Here is a 21,741-nt window from a genome sequence, read left to right on the forward strand (position 1 = left end):
CCGCGTTACGCCAGCGCCGATGCTCCGCACCATCCTGCTCACGCTCCTCACGCTGGCCGTCGCGATAGGCGGCGGGGCGGCCAGCGTCTGGCTGGCGCTCGATGCGCGCAACGGCATCGGCGCGGTCAGCCTCGGCGGCTGGACCGCCTCCCCGGACATGGATGCCGCCGATGCCGATCCCTATTCGCGCGCCCGCGCCAGCCGTGAGGGAATGCTGCCGCTCGGCCACGCAGAAGGCCTCAAACTCGTCGCGACGCGCGATTCCGCCGGGGATCCACTGTTGCGCCAATGCGCTTACATGGTCGAAGGCACCATCCCGGCCGCGCGCCTGTGGACGCTCTACGCCTCCGACCCTGCCCTGGCCGCCGTGCCCTCCGGCACGCGCCACGCCAATGTCCTCACCTCATGGGGCGTCGTCTATCTTGCCGACGGTTCGCTGGCGATCGCCATCGGCCGCCCGGCTGCTCCCGGCAACTGGCTGGCAACCAGCGGCAGCGGCCCGATGAGCCTGGTGCTCACGCTCTACGACACGCCGCTTTCCGGCGAGGCCGGGTTGGCAGACATCGTCATGCCGCAGGTGCTGAGGACAGGGTGCGATGGCTGACCGGCGCCAGACCTTGCTCGGAAGCGCCGCGCCTGCCGTCCGCCCGACCCGGCGCCTGCGCGGCGCTCTCGCCTATGCGCTGCTGCTCGGGCTGGTCGGCGCCGGCATCGTGCACATCGTCGTCCTGCTGCTTGTCCCGCAGCTGGCGGAGCGCAATGCGTGGGCGCGGTTCGCCGCGATCTCCAGCCCGAACCGGACCGTCCTCGTCGAGGGAGGGATGCGGCAGGTGCTCAATGCGGCCGACCCCGCGTTTCGCGTCGCGGCATGCCGTTTCGATCTGACGTCAGGGCTGGTGCATGTGACGGCGCAGGGCAAGGCGCCGTTCTGGTCGGCGTCGGTCTACGATCGCGTAGGCCGCAACCTCTACAGCCTCAACGACCGGTCGGGCGGCGGCGGGACGCTGGATCTGGTGACGCTCACGCCCGAGCAGATGGTCGCGGTGCGCCAGGGTCTGCCCGAGACTTTCGCCCGGTCCGTCTTCGTCGAAGTGCCCGGCGGCGAAGGCATGCTGGTCGTGCGCGCGTTCGCTCCCGACGGCAGCTACGAGCCGGCCGCCACCGAATTCCTGCAGCGCATGCGTTGCGGCCCGCGCTGAGCGGTGCGCCCGTCCGGCAGTGGCCGCTTCAGCTGGTCGGCAGCGGCTGCGGCTGGAACTGCGCGATCCAGTTCACCGGCGACCATTTCGCGCCGGCGTCGGCCTCGGCCGTGCGCTCGTAGCGAACCCCGGGAAAGATGATGACCGTGGCGGGTGACGAGCCTTGTTTCGTCGTCTTGCCGCCTGACGGTTTACGCGGACGAAATGCCAATATGTTGCCCATGTCGTTTTGCCTCTCGACTGTCGGGAGCAACCACGCAACGCCTCCGTTTTCGATAAGGCCAGCAGACGGTTAACAGTCTTCTAACAAATCCGCGCTAATTTTCATTTTTGCCGGCCTGCCTTTCCTGGGCGGTGTGTATCGAGTGTGACGGGCGTACCTTCCGTGTCAGCTTCAGACTTCCGCGACATCGTCACGACGGGCGACGCCAGCAAGGCGGAACGCCTCTTCCGGGCGGCGGTTTCCGCCTTCTGCTCGATAACCCGCCCGTCGCGGCGAGAGGTCGTACAGCTCGAGGACCTCACCTTGCCGCTTTTCGACAAGGTCTCGGCGGAGGGCCGGCGCTACGTTGCCGCCGCCCTGTCGGAATGCGCCATCGCCCCCTCGCAGCTCATCGCCAAGCTCGTCGACGACCGCATCGATGTCGCCGCGCCGCTGCTGATACGCTCAAGCCTGCTCAGCGACGTCGACCTGATCGCGCTGATCGGCAAGCACGGCATCCCGCACGCCCGCGTCATCGCCCGCCGCCCGGCGCTCAATCCCACCATTGCGCAACTCATCCGCGCGCTGGAGGCGTCGCTCGCGACCTCGGTCAAGATCGTCCGGCTTGCCCAGCCAAGGCCGGAATCGGCCCGCCAGGAACCGGAGCCGCAGCGTGGCCAGGCGGCGGAGGAAGTGCGCAGCCATTTGCGCCAGATGATGCGCGCCGACCTGCGCTCGGCCTATTCCCTCGAGACGCATGTGCCCGGCGACCGATCGGTGTTTTCAAAGCTTCGCGACACGGCCTTGACTGGCAACGACACTTTCTTCCAGACCGCGCTTGCCGATGCGCTGGGCATGAACCTCGCCGCCGCCCGCGTCATCACCGAGACGTCCAGCTATTCGTCGCTGCTCGCCGCGCTGCGGGCGCTTGACCTCGGCGAGGAGCAGGCCTTCATGCTTGCCGCCGCGGTCTTCCCGGCGCAGTTCGCCCACCCCGAGGCGATCCGCATGTTCGTGGAACGCTACCGGGCGCTGGACTACGATGCGGCGCGCGAGCGGGTGCGCGGCTGGAAGCTGGAGATCGTCGCCAACTGGCTGCAATGGAGTTCGGCCGCGGGGCGCAGCAGGCGCGCCGCCCGTTCCGGCGTCGCCGATGGTACCGGCGGCACCATGGACAGAGCCGGTCGTTTCAAGGCTTCGTGATCGACAGGAGTTCGGCCGCCGCCTCGCTGCCGGCCTCGATCTCCACCACCCAGATGTCCGGATCGAAGCGCTGCTCCTTGGCGAGCCGCGCCGCCACGGCCTCGTCATCGCCGCGCAACAACTCGGCGAACAGCCGGTCCTCGGGCCGCCCCTCGCCGTAGCTCGCCTGCGCCGCCGGGCCAAACAGCGTCGTCTCGCCCAGCCGGTCGCGGCTGGTCACGAACACCGCCCCGGCCTCGAAGGCGCCACGCCGCACCACCGCGCCATAACCGCCGCTCGAGAAAACGCGGCGCAACAGGGCGGAAACGAAAAGATCGGATGTTACGCGCATGGGTTATCCTTGGCCGGCCCAGGCGGAAGGCGCAAGAGCAGCCTTTGCCGCGACCTACTTGGCGTAGCCCAGCTCGCGCATCTTCTTGTACAGCGCGGCGTCCGGCACCCCGGTCACCGGCAGCCCGAAGATCGACTGGAACTCGCGGATGGCGTTCTTGGTCTTGCCGCCCATGACACCGTCGACATCGATGCCCTCGTTGCCGAAGGCCTTCAGCCCGGCCTGGACCTTCTTGGTCAGGCTGGCGAGTTCCGCCTTGGCCGTGTCGTCGGCCTTCTGCACGGCCGGCTCGGGCTTTGCGGTCGCCGCGGGTTTTGCCGCAGGCACCGGCTTCGCCACCGGCTGATCCGCTTTCGCTGCCGGCTGGTCCGCCTTGGCCTGCTTCTGCGCGGGTTTTGCCGCCAGCTGTTGATCCGGCTTGCGCGGCGCGGGTGTCGGCGTGATGCCGGCGGTGGTCGGCTCCAGGCCGAGTTGCACCAGCAGTTCCTCGTCGACACCGTTCGCCGCCGCCAGCCCGACCTTGCCGCGATAGGTCTCGATCGCCTTCGCCGTCGCCGGGCCGGAAATGCCGTCGACCGTCCCGTCGTAGAAGCCGAGTTCCTTGAGAATGCCTTGCACCTGCGCCGTCGTGGCATCCGCCGAGGGCGCCGCCGGCCGGGATGTGGCGGGCGCCAGCGCCGGCTTCAAGGCCGGCTCGGCGGGCCGCTCGATCAGGAAGGTCGTCTCCGGCTCGGCCGGTTGCCCCGCGTCCGAATGGCGGACGAGATCGCGGGTCGGGAAGAACGCGCCGCGATGCGCGTGCGGCTGGTACCAGATCGCATTGGCCGAGACGTAGCAGAAGGCGACGAGAAAGGCCGTCGAGCCGCCGGCGATCACCGGGTTGCGGGCAATCATGGCACCGAGCGCCGAAGCGCCGCCGAGCAGCGGCGCGCGCTTGGCCGGGGCGCGCTTAGCTTGCTTTGCGGAGCGTGCCATTCGCATTCTCTCCAGATGCCCCGCCCCGCAGCCGCGCCGGCCCGCTGCTGGTCCCCGCGCCGGTCGGCCCGTCGATCGGCAGGCTGATCGTCACCGTCGTGCCCTTGCCGAAGGCGCTATCGATCGACATCGCACCGTCGTGCAGGGCCACCAGCCCCTTGACCAGCGCCAGCCCGAGCCCGGTTCCCTCGAACTGCCGGGTGTAGTCGTTCTGCACCTGCGCGAAGGGCTGTCCGAGGCGGCTGAGATCGTCGGCGGCAATGCCGATGCCAGTATCGCTGACCCAGAAATGCAGCCGCGAGCCGATGCGCTTGGCGCCCAGCGAGACGTCGCCGCCGTTCGGCGTGAACTTGATTGCGTTGGAAAGAAGGTTGAGCAACATCTGCTGGACCGCGCGCCTGTCGGCCATTATCTCGCCGTTGGCGGGCGAAATGTCCATCGCAAGGTTGATGTCCTTGGCTTCCGCCTGCAGGCGGACCATAGCGGTGCACAAGGTCGCGGCCTCGCCGAAAGAGAACGGCTCCGGATTGGTGGAATAGGATCCGGCCTCGATCTTCGACACGTCGAGGATGGAGTTGACGACGGCCAGGAGATGGTTGCCGGCCTCGCGCACGATCTCAATGTTCTCGCGCTGCCGCGGGTTTGCCAGCGGGCCATGCACCTCGCAGAGCAGCATGTCGGAGAAGCCGATGATCGAATTCAGCGGCGTCCGCAATTCGTGGCTGACGGTAGCGAGGAAGCGTCCCTTCGCCACCTCCAGCCCGGCATTGGTCTCCTTCGCAGCGGCCAGTGCGGCGCGCAGGTCGGCCACTTCCGAATTGTCGCGCAATCTTCCGATGATTTCCGCGCCGGCCCGCCACAGGTCGATGACCAGCGCCCGGTGCACCGGTGCGGTCCCCTCGTCGGGAGCGGCCGGCAGCCTGAGCTTCAGCTCGACCTTGCGGCGCGCCGCGCCGTCGCGCAGATCCGCCAGCGCGCACAGGAAGCCGACCCGGTCGCCCACATGCACGCGCTGGAAGAAACCCGTGCCGACCAGAAGATCGGGATCGATGCCGAGCAGGTCGCGCGCCGCCGCGTCGATGTCGAGCAGGTCGCCATTCGCGGCAAACTTCAATGGAATGCGATCCGGTTCGGCCTCCGCCTGAGCAGTGTCGGCCGACCGCTTCGCCTCCGCGCCGAAAAGCCCGCCGGCCCTCGGCAGCAACAGCACGGCGTAGGACAGCGGCAGCAGCCAATGCCAGCCTGCCGCATCCGCGCCCGGAAACAGGGCGCCGAAGCCGGCGGCCTGCATCAGGAGGGCGGCGGCCATGGCGCCCGCGCCCCACGCGAGCGCCCGTGCGGTGCGGAAGGCCAGCCATGCCTCGATCGGCAGCGCCGCCGCAAGCAGGGCAAGCGGGGATTGCAGCCCGCCCGCCGCAGCGATCAGGAAGGCGATCTGCAGCGTGGTCAGCGCCAGCACGGCAGCCAGCACCGGGCCGACATTCTTGCGCGCCGTGACGGCAAGTGCCGCCAGCCCGCACCCGAGAAACGAGGCACAGATGAAACCAAAGGTCGCATCGGCGCCGATGCCGGACGGCAGCAAGGTCCAGGCGGCCGCCGACACGAGGAACGGGCAGGCAAGCAGCATGACGAGCATGCGGCGCTGTGCGGCGCGCTCCGTTTCGTCGGCGGCGCGCGGGTGCACCAGGCGGCCCCACACGGCTGCGACGGCACGCATCAACCCGGCGTATCTGGTCGCGAACAAATTCAACTCAACGCTTCCGTATTGTCCGCTTCGCGGATCGATCTTGATTGAATTCGACCCTCGCACCGAGCGTTTAAGGAATGAATAAAAGGCCCGACATGGATGGACTGCGTGCGCGGCGAAATTTCGTCCTGTGTCCGGCACGGGCCAGGGATTTCGCTCCATAGTAAACGGAGGGTTTCGAGCACCCCTTCAGACCCGCCCGGGCCAACTTCGCCGGCACATTTCATACCGATCGGAAAATCCAAGGCTTTTCAGACTGTTATATGGTTGGCAAAACGCTAACGACTCGATTTGCAATTGATTTCTGTTTTCTTCGCCGTTCGAAAGTTTAGAATTGGTTTCAAACAAGTCGAAAATGCCGGCTACCGGTACAAGTGCTTTTTCAACGGCTTGTGGCATTGTGTCCGGGTTGAGCCGGACTGGTCGAAAGGCTTTCCGGCGCACGGAGATGGTGAGATGGGCTTCCTGCTGCGAATCGCATTCTGGTTTTCGCTGGTCCTGCTGGTGATTCCCTTCGACTTCGGCAGCGAACAGCCGAAGGCGGAGCATGTCGGGCCGATCGAGACGTTCCTCGCCGCACGCGAAGCCTTCGTCGACCTGACTGGCATCTGCGAGCGCAAGCCCGATGTCTGCGAGGTCGGCAAATCGGCGATGAACACGGTCGGCGTGCGCGCCCGTGAGGCCGCCCGCATCGCCTATGAGGTACTCGACGAGAATTTCGGCGAAACCGACAAGGCGACTCTTACGGGAACGATCAAGCCGCCGTCCGAACTGGCGCCGAAAGCCCCGCCGACCGCGGACGAGCCTGCGAAACCCAGCCCAAAACCTCCGCAGTCCTGACAGCCTGCCATTCGGGGTCGATGCCTCCACGGTCGAACGGCTGGGATTCATCGGAGTTTCGCGTGGAAAGTCGCCGCTCCGCCCCTCCTCCTGCCAGTTCTTTTTCCGTGACGCGACCGCGCTTCGCGCCTATATCCCGCCCATAATGAGCACGATCCAGGCCATCCGCGACGACTTCGCCTTCCTTGACGAGTGGGAGGACAAGTATCGCTACGTCATAGACCTCGGCGAGGCGCTGCCGCCTTTCCCCGAGGAGTCGCGTAACGCCGCCCACAAGGTCCAGGGCTGCGTCAGCCAGGTATGGCTGGTGTCCGACCGCGGCAGCGGCCCCGATCCGGTCATCACCTTCCTCGGCGATTCCGACGCGCATATCGTCCGCGGGCTGGTGGCCATCATGCTCGCGCTGTTTTCCGGCCACCGCGCCAGCGAGATCGTGTCGACCGACGCCGAGGCGCTGATGCGTTCGCTCGGCCTCGACGAGCACCTCACGCCGCAGCGCGCCAATGGCCTGCGCGCCATGATCAAGCGCATCAAGCAGGACGCACAGGCGGCGCTGGCGTAGGTCCGCGCGGCGCTCCGCCAGTCGCCACGGGTCAATCGCCGGGCAGACCCGCCCCTTCCTGCCGCATATCCGGCCGATACCCCTCCGCGCCCCAATGCAGCATCGCGTGTCCGCGTGCCTTGGAAGCCGGCCGGTAGTGGCGCGCCAGCATGCCAAGCGCCGTCTTCAGCAGCATCTTGGCGGAGCGCGCCGGCCAGGCGCGCTCGCGTTCGACGGTCTCCAGCCCTTTGAGGAAGCAGCATATGTCGACCAGCAGGCCGGAGAGTTCCGGCCCGACCTCCCTCAGCGCCCGGTCGACGCGCTGCCGCGCCGCCAACGCGGCGTCGGTCAGGTCGGCGATACCGTTGGTATCGCCGCGCCGCCCGGAGCTTTCGCGCGCCTCCCAGTTGGCGCCGAGACGCTGCATGATCCGCCCGCGCGTATAGTCGCTGCGCAGGCGCTCGCCCGCCTCGAACTCGGCGCGCGACAGGAAGGCGTGGCCGTTCTTCTGTCTCAGCCGCATCATCTGCGCCAGCGGCGATTCCGCCAGGTTGATCTCGGCCGCGGCACCTTGGCCATCCTCCGTCGATATTGGTGAAACCTCGATCTGGCGATGCTGGCGCTGGAATGCGGTTTCCGGATCGCCGGCGCGCAACCCCGCCTTGCGGCCGGCTTCGGTCGCCTGCACGCTGTTGCCGCGCCGCACGATCGATCCGCCGCTCGCCAGCCGCCGCAGCACGACGGCATCGACCGAGACAGCGCCCTTGTCGTTCTTCAGCACGACGGCGCCCTTGTTGGCCGCCGGCTCGACCGTCGCAGTCCCGCCGGCAAGCAGCGAGAGCACCCGCGCCGTCGCCTTCTCCATGTCGTCGCGCGTCTTCATCTCATATCTCCAGCCGGTTGCGGAATGCGGCCAGCGCCACCTGTTCCGTGGTTATCATCGTGCGATCGAACTCCAGATCGTCGCGCATGTCCTCGATTACCTGGCAGGCGTAGCGCACCGTGGTGCGGTCGCGGGAAAACCCTCTCCCGACCTCCTGCATCTTGATGCCCAGCGCCACATGGGTGACGTACATGGCGATCTGCCGCACGCGCGTCACGCTCGTCCCGGACTTGCCGGTGTTGCGAAGCTCCTTGCTGGAAACGCCGTAGAGCGCAGCGCAGACATCGATCATCGCCTCGCAGACTTCCATGATGCGCTCGCCGCGCAGGCCGTCCGCGACGGGAGCCGCGGCCGCGCGGACCGGCGGTTCCGCCTCCACCGCCTTTGTCGCCAACGCTGACCTGACTTGCACTGGACCCCTCCGATATAGGAATTCCTTCTTATATCAGGAGCTATGTGCAATGGGAACAAAACAGGAACTACCTAGGGTTTCTTTTTATTTCCTCCCATTGAAAACGTTGCGTTTTTAGGCGCATCCGCATTTTTTAGAGACGTGTTTTATCCCCGCGGCCCGCTGCGCCCCTAGGCTTGGGCATCAGGCAACGGGAACGGCGATGAACACGATCGGCAGCGAAATCCGGGATTTTCTGGCGGCCAAGGAGGACGCGCGGCTGCATGCGGCGCAACTCGTCGCGCTGCAGATCCTGTGCGGCATCGACCTATCGGCGGCGCTGGCGTCGGATGGAGCGGCGCGCGGCGCGGCGCTCTCCCGCATCGACCGGCTTCTCAACCGCGAGCGGCTGAAGGGCCTCGCCGGCCACTGGAGCTACGACCTCAACCGCCACATCGCGCTGAAGCAGGCCGGAGACCGGCTCAAGGCATCACTTGGCGGATCCGTTTCAAACCCGCGCAAGCACACAACGAAAGACGGCGCCAGAAGGCGCCGTCAGCATCGAACAGAAGCAGGGTAAAGCCCCGCGGCTGATCCTACCGGATCTTCTTCTTGCGGCCGAGGCCCATCTTCTTCGCCAGTTGCGAACGGGCGGTGGCATAGTTCGGCGCGACCATGGGATAGGTGGCGTCGAGCGCCCACTTCTCGCGATACTGGTCCGGCGTCAGGCTGTAGTGGGTCATCAGGTGGCGCTTCAGCGACTTGAACTTCTTTCCGTCTTCGAGACAGATGATGAAGTCGTCATGCACGGAACGCTTCGGGTTCACCGCCGGCTTCTGCTTCTCCACCACCGGCTGCTCGACCGGACCGCCGACGCGGCCCAGCGCCGCATGAACGTCCGAGATGAGGTTGGGCAGTTCGCCGACAGGTACTGGATTGTTGCTGACGTAAGCAGCCACGACATCCGCAGTCAGCTCGATCAGCATTTCACCGTTTTTCGTGGTCGTATCAGAGATATCCATGGTCTTCTGGCCCCAAGAGAGAGTGATCTAACGCCCTGTCTTTGCTTGAACCATGCAGGGCTTCGTTCGACTTGACACGAACGGGAACGTTACGAGTCGCATCGACACGACTAAATGGGACGGTTCTCAAGTCAAGTCAATACAAGAGGCGGGTTTTATTGCTGGTCGAACCAGTCGTTCGCAATGTTGCGGACAAAACTGTTCCTGTGATTTTCCCGGAGACCAGTCGCAACCAACTGTTGTGTGGATACTTGACGCGGCGTCACTGGCCACCCTTGGGCCAACATTTGTCACGCCATTGGTCTAACCAGACCGATTCTGACCGTTTTCGTGGGATTTGTGCGATCTACAATTTTGAGCAATCGTTTGACGATGCTACCGTTAACATCATTCCAGGATCATCTTTGCCGGGTATCGCCGTTGCAGCATGGTCGCAAACCTCGCGGTATCCCGACATCCCGCCTCGATCCATCCGCCTGAAGCCGCGCATCTTTCCACGAAGCGAGACTCCGGCGCCACGGGGCGAGGCTTTTAAAGTCAGTACACTCCTGTTCAGGCAGGATTGGGCAGAACCGGGCGACCGCTGCGATCAATATGGCGTGATGTATCTGCCATAAACCCAGCCGGTGACGAAATTTCCGTCACGCGCCGGGTCGTGCCAGACCTCGCACCAGCGGCGAAGTGTTGCCGCTTGCTGTTTCCAGCCGGGCTGCGCGGAAATATCCAGCAGGTTCACCCCGCCGGTGCATCGCCCGGTCATCTGCAGCACCGCGCCGTCCGGATAGGCCGCCTGCTTCTGCGACCGGTTCGACGGATACTTCCGCACGTTCAGCGTATCGCCGAACTTCAGTCCCGAAACCTTCCATGCAGCGAAGGTCGCAGCGCCCGCCGCGCCGGCCCCGAGCGCCAGCATGGACGCCAGGACGGCCGTCGCGATGATCTTTGCAAGGGTGTTCGACATCGATCTCCTCCGCTATATGGAACGTCCTATATATTGGACATCCAACGCCCCGGACGCTACCGCCGCTTGCCTGAACGCAGGCGGAGCGCGCCATTCAGCGGGCATTCACCGCGTTGCTGCGAGAGCCTATGAAAAGCACCATCTTCCCCGACACGACTCCCCCGGCAACCGAGGAGCGTCCGGTCGGAGACACCCGCCACGGCATCACCCGCATCGACGAATTCGCGTGGCTGCGCGCCGACAACTGGCAGGACGTGTTCCGCGACCCCACCCTGCTCGATCCCGCGATCCGCAGTCATCTCGATGCCGAGAACGCCTACCAGCAGTCGCTGATGGCCGACACCGAGGTTTTGCGCAAAACCTTGTTCCAGGAGATGAAGGGCCGCATCAAGGAGGATGATTCATCCGTGCCGATGAAGGACGGCCCCTTCGCCTACGGCTCCTCCTTCAAGATGGGCGGCGAGCAGCCGCGTTTCTTCCGCACGCCGCGCGACGGCGGCACCGAGGAGATCATCCTGGACGGTGATCACGAAGCGGAAGGCAAGCCGTATTTCCACCTCGGCGGCATCGAGCACACGTCCGACCACAAGCGCCTGCTCTGGAGTTTCGACGACAAGGGCTCCGAATTCTTCACGCTGAAGACGCGGGACCTGGCGAGCGGCGCCGACCTGCCCGACACCATCGCCGACACCGCCGGATCCGGCGTATGGGACGCCGCCAATGCCGGCTTCTTCTACACCAGGCTCGATCCGAACCATCGCCCGTCTAAAATATACTATCATACACTTGGCGCCGACGCCGCCGATGACCGCCTGGTATTCGAGGAGGCCGACCACGGCTTCTTCATGAATGTCGGCGGCACACGCGACAACCGCTGGATCATGATCGGCATCAACGACCATGAGACCTCCGAATACCGCATCATCGACGCAAGGGATCCCGCTGCCGAACCGAAGCTGGTGGCGGCGCGCGAGGCCGGCCTGCAATACGACCTGGAGGAAGGCGGCGACGTCTTCTTCGTGCTGACCAATGCCGACGGCGCGAAGGATTTCAAGATCATGACGGCGCCCGTCGCCGATCCCCGACGCGAGAACTGGTCGGAACTGGTGGCACACGAGCCCGGCCGGCTCATCCTCTCCGTCATCGGCTTCAAGGACTTCATGGTCCGGCTGGAGCGCAAGGACAGCCTGCCGCGCATCGTCATCCGCAATCGCGCCGATGGCAGCGAGCATATGATCTCGTTCGACGAGGAGGCCTATTCGCTCGGCCTGTCCGGCTCCTACGAATACGACACCGAAATCATGCGCTTCTCCTATTCGTCGATGACCACGCCTGGCCAGGTCTTCGATTACGACATGCGCACGCGCGAGCGCACGCTGCTGAAAACGCAGGAGGTGCCTTCCGGCCACGACCCGGACCACTATGTGACGCGCCGGCTGATGGCCCCCTCGCATGACGGCGAACTGGTGCCGATCTCGCTTATCCATCACATCGACACGCCGATCGACGGAACGGCGCCCTGCCTGCTCTACGGCTACGGCGCCTACGGCATCGCCATTCCCGCCGGCTTCAACACCAACTGCCTGTCGCTGGCCGATCGCGGCTTCGTCTACGCCATCGCCCATATCCGCGGCGGCAAGGACAAGGGTTTTGCCTGGTACGAGGACGGCAAGCGCGAGAAGAAGGTCAACACCTTTCTCGACTTCATCGCCGCCGCAAAACACCTCGTCGCCGAAAACTACACAGCGCACGACCGCATCGTCGCGCAGGGCGGCTCGGCCGGCGGCATGCTGATGGGCGCCATCGCCAACATGGCGCCGGAGGCCTTCGGCGGCATCATCGCCGAGGTCCCCTTCGTCGACGTGCTCGACACCATGCTCGACGACACGCTGCCGCTGACCCCGCCCGAATGGCCGGAATGGGGCAACCCGATCGCCTCCGTCGAGGACTATTGCACCATCGCCGCCTATTCGCCCTACGACAATGTCGGTGCGAAAGACTATCCGCCGATCCTGGCGGTCGCCGGCCTCACCGACCCGCGCGTCACCTATTGGGAGCCAGCAAAATGGACGGCCCGGCTGCGCAAGCTGAAGACCGGCGACAATCCGGTGCTGTTCAAGATCAACATGGATGCCGGCCACGCCGGCGCCTCCGGCCGCTTCTCGCGGCTGGAGGAGATCGCCTTCAATTATGCGTTTGCGCTGAAGGTTACGGGCAAAGCCGACACGCACGGCGTTTGAGCCGCTCGCGCCTGCCGGGCAATCCCCCCGGAGTCGTGCCGGGTCCAGACGATTGAACTCTCCGCCAAAAGCAGCCACTCTTAGGCGGCGTTTGGCGGAGAGGGCTCGATGCGGGACCTGGAAATCTCTCAGCAGGAATTGTCGCGGCTTACAGACGCCGCAATCGACCTCGCCCGGACCTATTGGGCATCGCTGGACGAACGCGCCGCCTATCCGCAAACGTCGGGCGCGGAGACCGCCGAGCTTTTCTCGCGGCCGTGGGCGGAGGAAGGTTGCGGCCGCGCTGTTCTTCAGGATTTCAGCCTCATCGCCGAGCACGCGCGTCCGAACACCGGCCGGTTCTTCGGCTACGTCTTCGGCTCGGGCGAACCGGTGGGCGTGGTCGGCGAATTCCTGTCGGCAGTGCTGAACCAGAACACCACCTCCTGGCGCTCGGCTCCGGCGGCCGTGACGATCGAACGCCTGGTCATCGGCTGGCTGGCCGAGGCATTCCGTTGCGCCGGTTTCTCGGGATCGCTTTGCGGCGGCGGCTCCACTGCCAACCTCATGGCACTGGCGATGGCGCGGGAGGCCAAGCTGCCGGCGAACGAGGCCGGTGCGCGGCCCGGCGTCGTCTATGCTTCCGAACAGGTTCACATGTCCATTCCAAAGGCGGTCGCGCTGCTCGGCATCGGCCGGCGAAATCTGCGGCTTATCCCGACTGATGACGAATTCCGTTTGCGGCCCGACGCGCTGCAAGCCGCAATTGCCGAGGACCGGGCGGCCGGCAAGACGCCGATTGCAATCGTCGCCACGGGCGGCACCGTCGTTTGCGGCGCCATCGATCCGCTCTCCGCGATAGGGGCCATTGCCCGCAAGGAAGAGCTTTGGCTGCATGTCGATGGCGCCTACGGCGTGCCGGCGGCCCTGGCGGTGCCCGAACAATTCGACGGTCTCGATCTCGTCGATTCGGTGTCGTTCGACGCCCACAAATGGCTCTATCAGCCTGTCGATTGCGGCTGCCTTCTGCACCGCCACGATGACGTCGCGCGCGCGACCTTCTCCCACAGCGACAGCTATGTCGCCATCATGAACGAAGATCCGACCGAGTCCTTCGCCTTCTTCGAGGAGTCGATCGAACTGTCCCGGCGCTTCAGGGCATTGAAGCTGTGGCTATCGCTTCAATATCACGGACGAAAGGCATTCCGGCAGGCGATCGCCCGCGATCTTGAACACGCCCGGCTGTTGGCGGAATTGGTGGGTAGCCATCCGGACCTGGAGATGCTGGCGCCGGTGCCGCTCAGCGCGGTCTGCTTCCGTCACCGGTCGAAGGACAATCAGGCTATCCTGAAACGCGTAATCGCCCGCGGGCGCGTCTACCTGTCCAACGCCACCATCCAAGGTCAATTCGCGCTGCGTGCCTGCTTCGTCAATCACCGCACGACGGACGAAAACGTGCAGGAGATCGTGTCGGAAGTGATCGCGGCAGCGAACGAAATGAATGCCTAGGAGCCGCAACGGACCATAGGCAACTTTCAGCGAGGCTCTAATACCCTCTCGGATGCGCCGGTATGGCCTTGAGATACGCAGCGATGGCGGCCCGATCCTCGGGCGTCAGCCTCGCCATGTTCTTCTGCACCTCGGTCATCGAGCCGCCAACCGAATCGAAATCCGGGGTGAAGCCGGTTTCGAGGAAATAGGCGATCTCGCCCTCGGACCAGCCGCCGATGCCTCCCTCGCCCGCGGTGATGTTGGGCACGTTGCCCTGCCCTTCCGCGGCGACCGCGCCGGCCAGCCACGCACCGGTCTTCGGCCCGCCGATGAGGTCGCGCGGCGTGTGGCATTCGCCGCAATGGCCGGGGCCTTCGACAAGGTATCGGCCCGCAAGGACGTTGTCCGGCGTCCCCTCCGCAAAAGCCACGGCCGGCTGGCCGCTCAGATAAAGCAGCTTCCACAGGCCAAGGCCGCGCCGGATGTTGAAAGGGAAGCCGAGCTTGTGGTCCGCCGCCTTGCCGGCAACGGCCGGCAGCGTCTTCAGATAGGCATGGAGGTCGCCCACGTCCGACGGTTTCATCCGCGCATAGGACGCATAGGGAAAGGCCGGATAATAATGCGAACCGCCGGGCGACACGCCCTTCAGCATGGCGTTGGCGAGATCGGCGGCGCTCCAGCCGCCGATACCGTCGGTCTTGTCCTGCGAAATATTAGGCGCGACGAATATGCCGAACGGGGTCTTCAGCTCGACGCCGCCAGCCAGTTGCAGCCGGGCGTCGCCTTCCGATCCCGGTTTTCCATGGCAGGAGGTGCAGCCGCCCGCCCAGAAGATGCGTTCGCCCCGCGCCGGGTCGCCGGTTCCGACCTGCGCCAGCGTCTCCGCGTCCAGCCGCTGCGGCGCCGACAGCACCCAGCCGCCTACGGCCGCAACGCCGCCCAGCAGGACGGCGGCGACGGCGAGCTTGGCGAGAATGCGCATTCGGGATTGAAAACCGGGAATTGCGATTCGGGTCGGGTGAGCCGCTCCGAACCTCGTCCCTCCTAGCCCTTCTTGATCCGGAACAACTCGTGGCAGCCGCCGCAATTCTGGCCGATGACGCCCAGAGCCGCCTTGACGCCATCGACATCGGCCGGGGGCGTGGCAAGGGCTGCCGCGGTGTCGGCCTTGAACTTGTCGACCTTCGCCTGGAAGCCAGCCATGTCTTCCCAGATCTTCGGCGACGCGGTGGTGTCGCCCGTGTCGCTGCCGGCCGGGAACAGGGCCGCCACGTCGAGCTTCTGCGCGTCGTCGTTAAGCGTCGTCAGCGCGGCGAGCACGGCGGCCGCATCGAAGGGCTGCTCGCCCTTGGCGATCGCCGCAAGCTGCCCGACAGCCTTGCCATTGGCCTTCATCAGCGCCTGGCGGTCGGCGACCGGATCGGCCGTCGCCGCCGAAACCGTCAGCGCGAACAGGGAGATGGCGAGAAGCAGTTTTTTCATGAAGATCCCTCTGGGTTGCGTATGGCTGCCTTGAGGAGGCTAACGACGACGTTGCACGAGTTCTTGCGGGGTGCAACTTCACGGTTTCGTGATCGTCCGTCTGACACCATTTTGGCTGGTCAGCAGCCAGGTTCGTCGCGACCGCCCTGCCGGTCGTTCATGACGGCTCCAGGCCAGATTCGCCGGCATTCGGTGCGAAAGGCGGCAACGGCATCAGCAGCCACCGCCTCGTCCATCTGGAGCGCCGCGGCAGCTTCCCGAAGATGGCTCCCATCGTTCAGCCGGTTGAGGACCCATACAGCCTTGCGCTCGATGTCCTGGCCGTAGGCTTTGATCGCTTTTTTCAAAGCGTCCTCCGGAATGCCGCCATAAGCCTCGACGAGCTTGCCCAGATCGATCGCGTCCCGATAGGCTACCGAACGGTCCATGCATCGGTCGGCATTTGCGAGAAGCTTTTCAGCAAACATGTCAGTGACGCCGAGGGTTGGCACCCCCAGCCGCTCGTCCACGGTTCCGCTCAGCGCAATACGAGCCTCGCGGATGATCTCGAATTTGATCAACTGCCCTCCCTGCTCGAGAAACATGCGAATGCCATAGGCGTCCACTCTCGCCTCCCGGGCACTCACGACATTGCCGCCAAAAAGCTGCCGTGCCCCACTGGTCACAACGACGCTCCTGATTTCCCGGTAGCCGTCCATATCGGCGCAGAGGAAATCGACATCGAGCGAACGCCGGTACTCGCCGTGCAGCAGGACGATGGCCGTGCCGCCGCCAAACCAGCAGCGCGTTTCAATCAGCATTGGATGGTTCATGCGCCGCAGCATGTCGGCGATGACTTCGTGTTCGGGTCGAACAAATGGCATGGCGCTGTCCGCTTGGGCTGTTCGAGTCACGATAGCCGCTTGGCTGCACGCTGCGGAATCACGATTACCTCAGCCCGAAGCCTTTGCCGTGAAGCCGTCCAAGCTCTTCGATGAGCCTGGCCTCACGGTCGGTCAGGTGGTCCTTGTCGACGAACCGCCAGTTCCGCTCGTACAGCGCGAAAACCTCCTCCGCCTCGATCGGCCGCGAGGGGTCGCGATTCCACACGAGCCGCTTGAGTTCGGGGAAATCGGCCGGGATGATCTGCTTGCCGAAATGGAGCGTCATGGCGGCGCTTATAACACGAAGACGACCACGAGAGCGAACGCACACACACTGCCTTCTTTTTTGCGAGCGCCGAGCCGACAGAGGTTCGCCTTCCCGGCTCAAAAACAACAAACCCCGCGAGCCGCGGGGTTTGTCCAAGTCCAAATACTGTCGTCACACCGCCCACCGCCGGATGGCGTTGTGGGCGGTACCGAGATTAAGCGAAATTACTTCGCCTTCTCGTACAGCTCGAGCACGTAGTCCCAGTTGATCAGGCTGTCGACAAACGCCTCGAGATACTTCGGACGGGCGTTGCGGTAGTCGATGTAATAGGAATGCTCCCACACGTCGACGCCGAGGATCGGGGTCGCGCCGTGCACCAGCGGGTTCTCGCCGTTCGGGGTCTTGGAGATGGCAAGCTTGCCGTCCTTGACCGAGACCCAGGCCCAGCCGGAGCCGAACTGCGTGGTGCCCGCGGCGACAAAATCCGCCTTGAACTTGTCGTAGCCCCCGAGGTCGGCGTCGACCGCCTTCTGCAGCGCGGCAGGAAGCTTGTTGCCACCGCCGCCCTTCTTCATCCACTTCCAGAAATGGACGTGGTTGTAGTGCTGGGCGGCATTGTTGAAGAGCCCGGCGTTCTTGCCGAAGGACTGCTTCACCACCTCTTCGAGCGACAGGTTCTCTAGGCCCGCCTCGGCTGCAAGCTTGTTGCCGTTGTCGACATAGGCCTTGTGGTGCTTGTCGTGATGATATTCGAGCGTTTCCTTCGACATGAAGGGCTGAAGCGCCTCGTAGTCATAAGGCAAAGCGGGCAGTTCGAAAGCCATGGCAATACTCCCTCGTTGGCTAGAGACCGGCCCTCAAGGACCGGGGAAGATGGGTCGCGACCACCGAAAAACTCCGCCGGCGCGCGTCGGTTCCCTTCTAAGCGGGTTCCGGAAAACTGTCACACGGTTTTCCTTCCAAAACCTGCGGCAAAAAGAGATTCAAACCATCGCGCCGCGGTTCATGCCGCCTTCGCGTGCGCCCATTCCCAATAAAGCTCGCGCGCCTTGCGCGCCACCGGCCCGGGCTGCAGGTCGCGGTCCTCGATACGGGTCACCGGCACCACCTTGGAGTAATTGCCGGTCGAGAAGATCTCGTCGGCAAAGCGGAAATCGCGCGGCGTCAGCGTCTTCTCGGTCGTCCGGAACCCGTAGTCGCCAAGCAGGCCGATGGTGCGCGAGCGCGTGATGCCGGACAGGAACGTACCGTTCGGCGCCGGCGTGTAGACATGCCCGTCCTTGACCAGGAAGATGTTGGACGACCCCGTCTCGGCGACATTACCCAGCATGTCGAGAACGAGTGCGTTGTCGAAGCCGCGCATGCGGGCTTCGAGGATGGCGCGGCCGTTGTTCGGATAGAGGCAGCCGGCCTTCGCGTCGGTCGGCATGGTCTCGATGGTCGGGCGGCGGAACGGCGAGACGGTGAGCGAAAAGCCGCCCGGCTCCGGCATCGGCACCTCGTAGAGGCAGAGGCAGAAGCGGGTCGAGTCCGGATCGGCCGGCACGCCCATGTAGCCGCCATGCTCGGCCCAGTACATCGGGCGGATGTAGATCGCCGTCTTGCCGTCGAACTTCTTCAGCCCGTCCAGCGTCAGCCCGACAATCGCCTCGACGGTCATCGTCGGCCTGAGCCCAAGGCTGATCGCCGACGAATTGACGCGCGCCGCGTGACGGTCGAGGTCGGGCGACACGCCCTCGAACCAGCGGGCGCCGTCGAACACGCTGGAAGCCAGCCAGAAGGCGTGGCTGCGCGGCCCGAGGATCGCGACATTGCCTTCGTGCCAGTCGCCGTCGACATAGGTCCAGGTGGTCGTCTGTGCGGCTGCGGCAAGGGTCATGTCATGGCGTCTCCTTTTGCGCGGCAATGGAAAGCCGCTTTGCGCCGGCAGGTCAACCGGGACCGTCAGGCAAAACGGTGGACCAGCGCAAAAGCGGACGCTACCGAACCGCCCGGCAGCCGAAGGCGCTCCGCAGCCGTCGCACGTGCCCTCACCCGGTCGGCATCCTGTCAAATTGCGGTATCGCCGGATCGATGTGATCCCACGCATGCCCCCGCATGCGGTACGTCACGACTTGCGGCATGTACCGGCCCGGGTCGTCAAGGCTTCCAGCATGCACCGTGAAGAGATCGCGCGCGGCCGAGAACGTCAGATAGACCGGCGATCCGCAAGCGGCGCAGAAAGCATGGGTCTTCAAATTGCCCGAGTCGGCCGGGACATCCCATTGCGTGGCCGCGCCCTGAAGCCTCACATCCTTGCGTGACGGGAAGGTCAGGTAGGATCCATGCCCGGTGCCGCTTCTGCGCTGGCAGTCGCGGCACTGGCAGTCGTTCATGAAGATTGGTTCGGCCGAGATTTCATAGCGGATAGCGCCGCAGGCGCATCCGCCGGTGAAGGCGTCGCTCATCGTCTTTCTCCTGCTGTTGAAATTGAAAGTCCTGCGTCAGTCTTTTCCGCCGGCGATCTCGCCCAGCCTCGGAACGACCTTCTTCCAACCGTCGCTCATATTCTGGAACGCCGTGTCGTTCATCGGCAGCACGAAGCCCGAATGGACCAGGCGGACCCGCGTTCCGCCCCGAACCGGCGAGAGCGTCCAGGTGACGACGGTGTCCAGTTTCGAGCCGTAGCCGACATTGCGCTCGTCGCCGCCGCGCCAGGCATAGGCGAGGCGTTGGTTCGGCACCACCTGCAGCACCTCGCAGCGGATCGTGCCGTCCCATGCGCCGGCAGGTTTGGTCTTGTAGGTGAAATGCGTCCCCTCGACCGGCTGGAAGCCCGCCGGCTCCATCAGCCAGCGGCCGATCAGCTCACCGGTCGTCAGCGCCTTCCATATGGTCTCCGGCGCATGCGAAAATATCTCGTCGACGACGATGTCCTGCGTCTTCTGTCTCAAGGCGGTGTCGTTCATGGGTCGATCTCCTTCAGGAGTGTTCTGAGATCGGAAAAGCGCTCGCGCCAGAAGGCGCCGTAGTGGCCCATCCAGTCGGCAAGCGGTTCCAGACCTTCCGGCTGGACGCGATAATAGACTTTTCGGCCTTCGGGCCGTTCGGCCACCAGCCCGGCCTGTTTCAAGGCCTTGAGATGCTGTGAAATGGCGCCCTGCGTCACGCTGCTGCCGCGCGTCAGCTCGACGACGGTGATTTCGTCCGACCGCGCGACACGCTCGAACAGAGCCCGCCGCGTAGGATCGGCAAGCGCCCGCATGACGGTTGTGACGGAAGCGGCCTCGATCATGGGATAATCATTAGCCGATACTGATCAATTAGTCAATACTATTCTTTCTCCGACCGACCTGCCCGAAGCCGGGCGGTCGAAGGACGTCGAAAATCAGATCGGGGCGTAACAAGCGCTTGCTTTCACGAAACCTTTGGCCGACGAAAAGGCATGCTGCACGCCGCCTACATTTTCGACGCCTACGGCACCTTGTTCGACGTGCATGCCGCCGTGCGCAAACAGTCAGGACGAATCGGGCCGGACGCCCAGCGCCTGTCGGAAATCTGGCGCGCGAAGCAACTCGAATATTCCTGGGTGCGCACGCTGATGGGCGCCTACCAGGATTTCTGGGCGTTGACCGAGCAGTCCCTCGACTTCGCGCTGGCCCAGGTCAAGGCCGACGACCCGGGGCTGAGGACGGACCTTCTCGCCGCCTACTGGACGCTCGACTGCTATCCGGAAGTCCCGCATGTGCTGAAGGGCCTGAAGGCGGCCGGCGCACGGCTCGCCATCCTGTCGAACGGCTCGCCCGACATGCTAGCCGCGGCCGTCAAATCCGCCGCGCTGGAAAACGTCATCGACGAGATTTTTTCGGTCGATCCGGTCCGCCGCTTCAAGACCGATCCGCAGGTCTACGACCTCGTCGCCACCGGCTGGCGGCTTTATCCCGACGCCGTCTCCTTCCAGTCCTCCAACCGCTGGGACATTGCCGGCGCGGCGAAATTCGGCTTCCGCACCGTGTGGATCAACCGCAACGCCCAGCCCGACGAATATCGTGATCTTCCGCCTCGCCTGATCCTGCCTTCGCTGGAAGGTCTGCTGGCCGGCTGATACATTCTGTTGCCGTCTTGCAACAGGTTCCGGCGATCACATCCGCGCCCTTGTCTCATCGTGGCGGCGCCTCAATCGGAACCCCTATGTCCATCATTCATTATTGGATGGTCGCCTGAATAGGGTGACCGGCGCGCGAGCGATTCGGATCGGTCGCCGAAGTGAAAGAAGAAAAATGGTTTCAGACGACAGTGCTCCCGCCTGGACAAGGCGCCGGTTCCTTGGCGTAGCCGCCATGGGCGCTGCGGCGATAACGCTCCCGGCCTGTGCGAGTGCTCCTCGCAACGCCGCCTATGTCGAAGCGGAGCCGCAGCAACCGCCTTACGCCGACGTCCCGGAATTCGGCAGTTTCGCCTCGATGTACGCCCCGGTTGTCGATGGCGGCTTCGATGTTCCCGGCGTCCCCACCGATCGCATCGATCACCGTTTTCTCCGGCAGGTCGTCAGCAATCCCACCGGCGAGATGCCCGGCACCATCGTCATCGATACCTCAGCGCATTACCTCTATCTCGTTCGCGAAGGTGGCCAGGCCATTCGCTACGGCGTCGGTCTCGGCCGCGCCGGCTTCGAATGGTCGGGGCGCGGCGTCATCCAATGGAAGCAGGCCTGGCCGCGCTGGTTCCCGCCGGCAGAGATGATCGCCCGCCAGCCGGAACTCGAGCAGTACCGCGCCCGCCAGGTACCGCGGAAGAACGAGTGGGAAGGCGGCATGCCGCCCGGCCCCAACAATCCGCTCGGCGCCCGCGCCCTCTATATCTTCCAGAATGGCGAGGACACGCTCTACCGCCTGCACGGCTCGCCCGAATGGAACTCGATCGGCAAGTCGGTATCGTCCGGCTGCGTGCGCCTGATCAACCAGGACATCATCGACCTCTACGACCGCGTCCCCGACGGCACCAACATCGTCGTCACCGGCGGCGTCGGATCGGGTCCTGTAGCATCCACGCCGATGGACCAGGGCATCGCGATCGACGACGGTATCCCGCCGGGCTCCGGGCAGCCGGGCACGATGTAGAAGAATACGGTTCCAACAGTCCGG

General features: G+C 64.8%; 27 protein-coding genes. 10 read left to right on the forward strand and 17 right to left on the reverse strand.

Going from position 1 to position 21,741, the window contains the following annotated elements; translation table 11 throughout:
- Positions 1–19 precede the first annotated feature (19 nt).
- Positions 20–604 carry a DUF1214 domain-containing protein gene (locus ACSBOB_RS23805; RefSeq protein ID WP_442578536.1) on the forward strand — a complete coding sequence of 195 codons (585 nt, stop codon included), beginning with the start codon at positions 20–22 and terminating at the stop codon, positions 602–604.
- On the forward strand, positions 597–1,199 hold the full coding sequence (locus tag ACSBOB_RS23810; RefSeq protein ID WP_442578537.1) for a DUF1254 domain-containing protein: 603 nt from the start codon (positions 597–599) through the stop codon (positions 1,197–1,199). The genes ACSBOB_RS23805 and ACSBOB_RS23810 overlap by 8 nt, the downstream gene beginning before the upstream one ends.
- A gap of 28 nt (positions 1,200–1,227) precedes the next feature.
- On the opposite strand, the gene ACSBOB_RS23815 is transcribed toward ACSBOB_RS23810, so the two are convergent.
- Positions 1,228–1,422 carry a hypothetical protein gene (locus ACSBOB_RS23815; RefSeq protein WP_442578538.1) on the reverse strand — a complete coding sequence of 65 codons (195 nt, stop codon included), beginning with the start codon at positions 1,420–1,422 and terminating at the stop codon, positions 1,228–1,230.
- Between the two features lie 162 nt (positions 1,423–1,584).
- Here ACSBOB_RS23815 and ACSBOB_RS23820 point away from each other — a divergent pair, with 162 nt between their 5' ends.
- Entirely contained in the window at positions 1,585–2,604 is a 1,020-nt protein-coding gene (locus tag ACSBOB_RS23820; RefSeq protein ID WP_442578539.1) for a hypothetical protein, read from the forward strand.
- Here ACSBOB_RS23820 and ACSBOB_RS23825 read toward each other — a convergent pair.
- Genes ACSBOB_RS23825 through ACSBOB_RS23835 form a run of 3 tightly spaced genes read right to left on the reverse strand, consistent with a single transcriptional unit; the run spans position 2,591 to position 5,627 of the window.
- On the reverse strand, positions 2,591–2,935 hold the full coding sequence (locus ACSBOB_RS23825) for a DUF1491 family protein (protein ID WP_442578540.1): 345 nt from the start codon (positions 2,933–2,935) through the stop codon (positions 2,591–2,593). The two genes, ACSBOB_RS23820 and ACSBOB_RS23825, sit on opposite strands and share 14 nt — an antisense overlap.
- 54 nt (positions 2,936–2,989) lie before the next feature.
- Complete coding sequence (locus ACSBOB_RS23830) at positions 2,990–3,910, reverse strand: peptidoglycan-binding domain-containing protein (RefSeq protein ID WP_442578541.1); 921 nt, start codon at positions 3,908–3,910, stop codon at positions 2,990–2,992.
- A complete protein-coding gene (locus tag ACSBOB_RS23835) occupies positions 3,885–5,627 on the reverse strand; it encodes a sensor histidine kinase (RefSeq protein ID WP_442578542.1) in 1,743 nt (580 codons plus the stop codon). Before ACSBOB_RS23835 ends, ACSBOB_RS23830 begins: the two co-directional genes overlap by 26 nt.
- Positions 5,628–6,113: 486 nt before the next feature.
- Between ACSBOB_RS23835 and ACSBOB_RS23840 the strand changes: the two genes are divergently transcribed.
- Together ACSBOB_RS23840 and ACSBOB_RS23845 are read left to right on the forward strand one after the other, a co-directional pair.
- Positions 6,114–6,497, forward strand: coding sequence for a DUF5330 domain-containing protein (locus tag ACSBOB_RS23840; RefSeq protein ID WP_442578543.1), 384 nt, complete (start codon positions 6,114–6,116; stop codon positions 6,495–6,497).
- Between the two features lie 142 nt (positions 6,498–6,639).
- Positions 6,640–7,059 (forward strand): SufE family protein, encoded by a 420-nt coding sequence (locus tag ACSBOB_RS23845; protein ID WP_442583811.1) that lies wholly within the window; start codon positions 6,640–6,642, stop codon positions 7,057–7,059.
- Between the two features lie 31 nt (positions 7,060–7,090).
- Here ACSBOB_RS23845 and ACSBOB_RS23850 read toward each other — a convergent pair whose 3' ends face one another.
- Both ACSBOB_RS23850 and ACSBOB_RS23855 read right to left on the reverse strand, forming a co-directional pair.
- On the reverse strand, positions 7,091–7,921 hold the full coding sequence (locus tag ACSBOB_RS23850; protein WP_442578544.1) for a DUF6456 domain-containing protein: 831 nt from the start codon (positions 7,919–7,921) through the stop codon (positions 7,091–7,093).
- A gap of 1 nt (position 7,922) precedes the next feature.
- Complete coding sequence (locus ACSBOB_RS23855) at positions 7,923–8,333, reverse strand: helix-turn-helix domain-containing protein (RefSeq protein WP_442578545.1); 411 nt, start codon at positions 8,331–8,333, stop codon at positions 7,923–7,925.
- Between the two features lie 202 nt (positions 8,334–8,535).
- On the opposite strand from ACSBOB_RS23855, the gene ACSBOB_RS23860 reads away from it, so the two are divergent.
- The gene (locus ACSBOB_RS23860) at positions 8,536–8,892 is read left to right on the forward strand and encodes a cytoplasmic protein (RefSeq protein WP_442578546.1); all 357 of its coding nucleotides are present in this window, start codon (positions 8,536–8,538) and stop codon (positions 8,890–8,892) included.
- A 16-nt stretch (positions 8,893–8,908) separates the two neighbouring features.
- Here ACSBOB_RS23860 and ACSBOB_RS23865 read toward each other — a convergent pair whose 3' ends face one another.
- Together ACSBOB_RS23865 and ACSBOB_RS23870 are read right to left on the reverse strand one after the other, a co-directional pair.
- Positions 8,909–9,334, reverse strand: a complete 426-nt coding sequence (locus tag ACSBOB_RS23865; protein WP_442578547.1) for a MucR family transcriptional regulator — start codon at positions 9,332–9,334, stop codon at positions 8,909–8,911.
- A 589-nt stretch (positions 9,335–9,923) separates the two neighbouring features.
- Positions 9,924–10,295: an SH3 domain-containing protein gene (locus ACSBOB_RS23870; protein ID WP_442578548.1), complete on the reverse strand. Its 372-nt coding sequence runs from the start codon at positions 10,293–10,295 to the stop codon at positions 9,924–9,926.
- A gap of 128 nt (positions 10,296–10,423) precedes the next feature.
- Here ACSBOB_RS23870 and ACSBOB_RS23875 point away from each other — a divergent pair, with 128 nt between their 5' ends.
- Both ACSBOB_RS23875 and ACSBOB_RS23880 read left to right on the forward strand, forming a co-directional pair.
- Positions 10,424–12,535, forward strand: coding sequence for a S9 family peptidase (locus tag ACSBOB_RS23875; protein WP_442578549.1), 2,112 nt, complete (start codon positions 10,424–10,426; stop codon positions 12,533–12,535).
- A 108-nt stretch (positions 12,536–12,643) separates the two neighbouring features.
- Entirely contained in the window at positions 12,644–14,023 is a 1,380-nt protein-coding gene (locus tag ACSBOB_RS23880) for a pyridoxal phosphate-dependent decarboxylase family protein (RefSeq protein WP_442578550.1), read from the forward strand.
- Between the two features lie 37 nt (positions 14,024–14,060).
- Here the strand turns inward: ACSBOB_RS23880 and ACSBOB_RS23885 are convergent, their stop codons facing one another.
- The 9 genes from ACSBOB_RS23885 to ACSBOB_RS23925 all read right to left on the reverse strand — a co-directional run bounded on the left by ACSBOB_RS23885 (position 14,061) and on the right by ACSBOB_RS23925 (position 19,892).
- Positions 14,061–14,987 carry a c-type cytochrome gene (locus tag ACSBOB_RS23885; RefSeq protein ID WP_442578551.1) on the reverse strand — a complete coding sequence of 309 codons (927 nt, stop codon included), beginning with the start codon at positions 14,985–14,987 and terminating at the stop codon, positions 14,061–14,063.
- Between the two features lie 62 nt (positions 14,988–15,049).
- Positions 15,050–15,487, reverse strand: coding sequence for a c-type cytochrome (locus ACSBOB_RS23890; protein ID WP_442578552.1), 438 nt, complete (start codon positions 15,485–15,487; stop codon positions 15,050–15,052).
- Between the two features lie 119 nt (positions 15,488–15,606).
- On the reverse strand, positions 15,607–16,350 hold the full coding sequence (locus ACSBOB_RS23895; protein WP_442578553.1) for a nucleotidyl transferase AbiEii/AbiGii toxin family protein: 744 nt from the start codon (positions 16,348–16,350) through the stop codon (positions 15,607–15,609).
- 64 nt (positions 16,351–16,414) lie between these two features.
- Positions 16,415–16,636, reverse strand: a complete 222-nt coding sequence (locus ACSBOB_RS23900; protein WP_442578554.1) for a hypothetical protein — start codon at positions 16,634–16,636, stop codon at positions 16,415–16,417.
- Between the two features lie 206 nt (positions 16,637–16,842).
- Positions 16,843–17,442 (reverse strand): superoxide dismutase, encoded by a 600-nt coding sequence (locus ACSBOB_RS23905; protein ID WP_442578555.1) that lies wholly within the window; start codon positions 17,440–17,442, stop codon positions 16,843–16,845.
- Positions 17,443–17,621: 179 nt separating this feature from the next.
- Positions 17,622–18,497: a branched-chain amino acid aminotransferase gene (locus ACSBOB_RS23910; RefSeq protein ID WP_442578556.1), complete on the reverse strand. Its 876-nt coding sequence runs from the start codon at positions 18,495–18,497 to the stop codon at positions 17,622–17,624.
- Between the two features lie 151 nt (positions 18,498–18,648).
- Complete coding sequence (locus ACSBOB_RS23915; RefSeq protein WP_442578557.1) at positions 18,649–19,065, reverse strand: GFA family protein; 417 nt, start codon at positions 19,063–19,065, stop codon at positions 18,649–18,651.
- A 36-nt stretch (positions 19,066–19,101) separates the two neighbouring features.
- On the reverse strand, positions 19,102–19,566 hold the full coding sequence (locus ACSBOB_RS23920; protein ID WP_442578558.1) for an SRPBCC family protein: 465 nt from the start codon (positions 19,564–19,566) through the stop codon (positions 19,102–19,104).
- Positions 19,563–19,892 (reverse strand): ArsR/SmtB family transcription factor, encoded by a 330-nt coding sequence (locus ACSBOB_RS23925; protein ID WP_442578559.1) that lies wholly within the window; start codon positions 19,890–19,892, stop codon positions 19,563–19,565. Before ACSBOB_RS23925 ends, ACSBOB_RS23920 begins: the two co-directional genes overlap by 4 nt.
- Positions 19,893–20,042: 150 nt before the next feature.
- Between ACSBOB_RS23925 and ACSBOB_RS23930 the strand changes: the two genes are divergently transcribed.
- Together ACSBOB_RS23930 and ACSBOB_RS23935 are read left to right on the forward strand one after the other, a co-directional pair.
- Positions 20,043–20,702: a haloacid dehalogenase type II gene (locus ACSBOB_RS23930; RefSeq protein WP_442578560.1), complete on the forward strand. Its 660-nt coding sequence runs from the start codon at positions 20,043–20,045 to the stop codon at positions 20,700–20,702.
- 175 nt (positions 20,703–20,877) lie between these two features.
- Entirely contained in the window at positions 20,878–21,717 is an 840-nt protein-coding gene (locus ACSBOB_RS23935) for a L,D-transpeptidase family protein (RefSeq protein WP_442578561.1), read from the forward strand.
- The last annotated feature ends 24 nt before the right edge of the window (positions 21,718–21,741 follow it).

The organism is Mesorhizobium sp. KACC 23794 (assembly GCF_052180275.1).
In the GTDB taxonomy this organism is placed as follows: Bacteria; Pseudomonadota; Alphaproteobacteria; order Rhizobiales; family Rhizobiaceae; genus Kumtagia.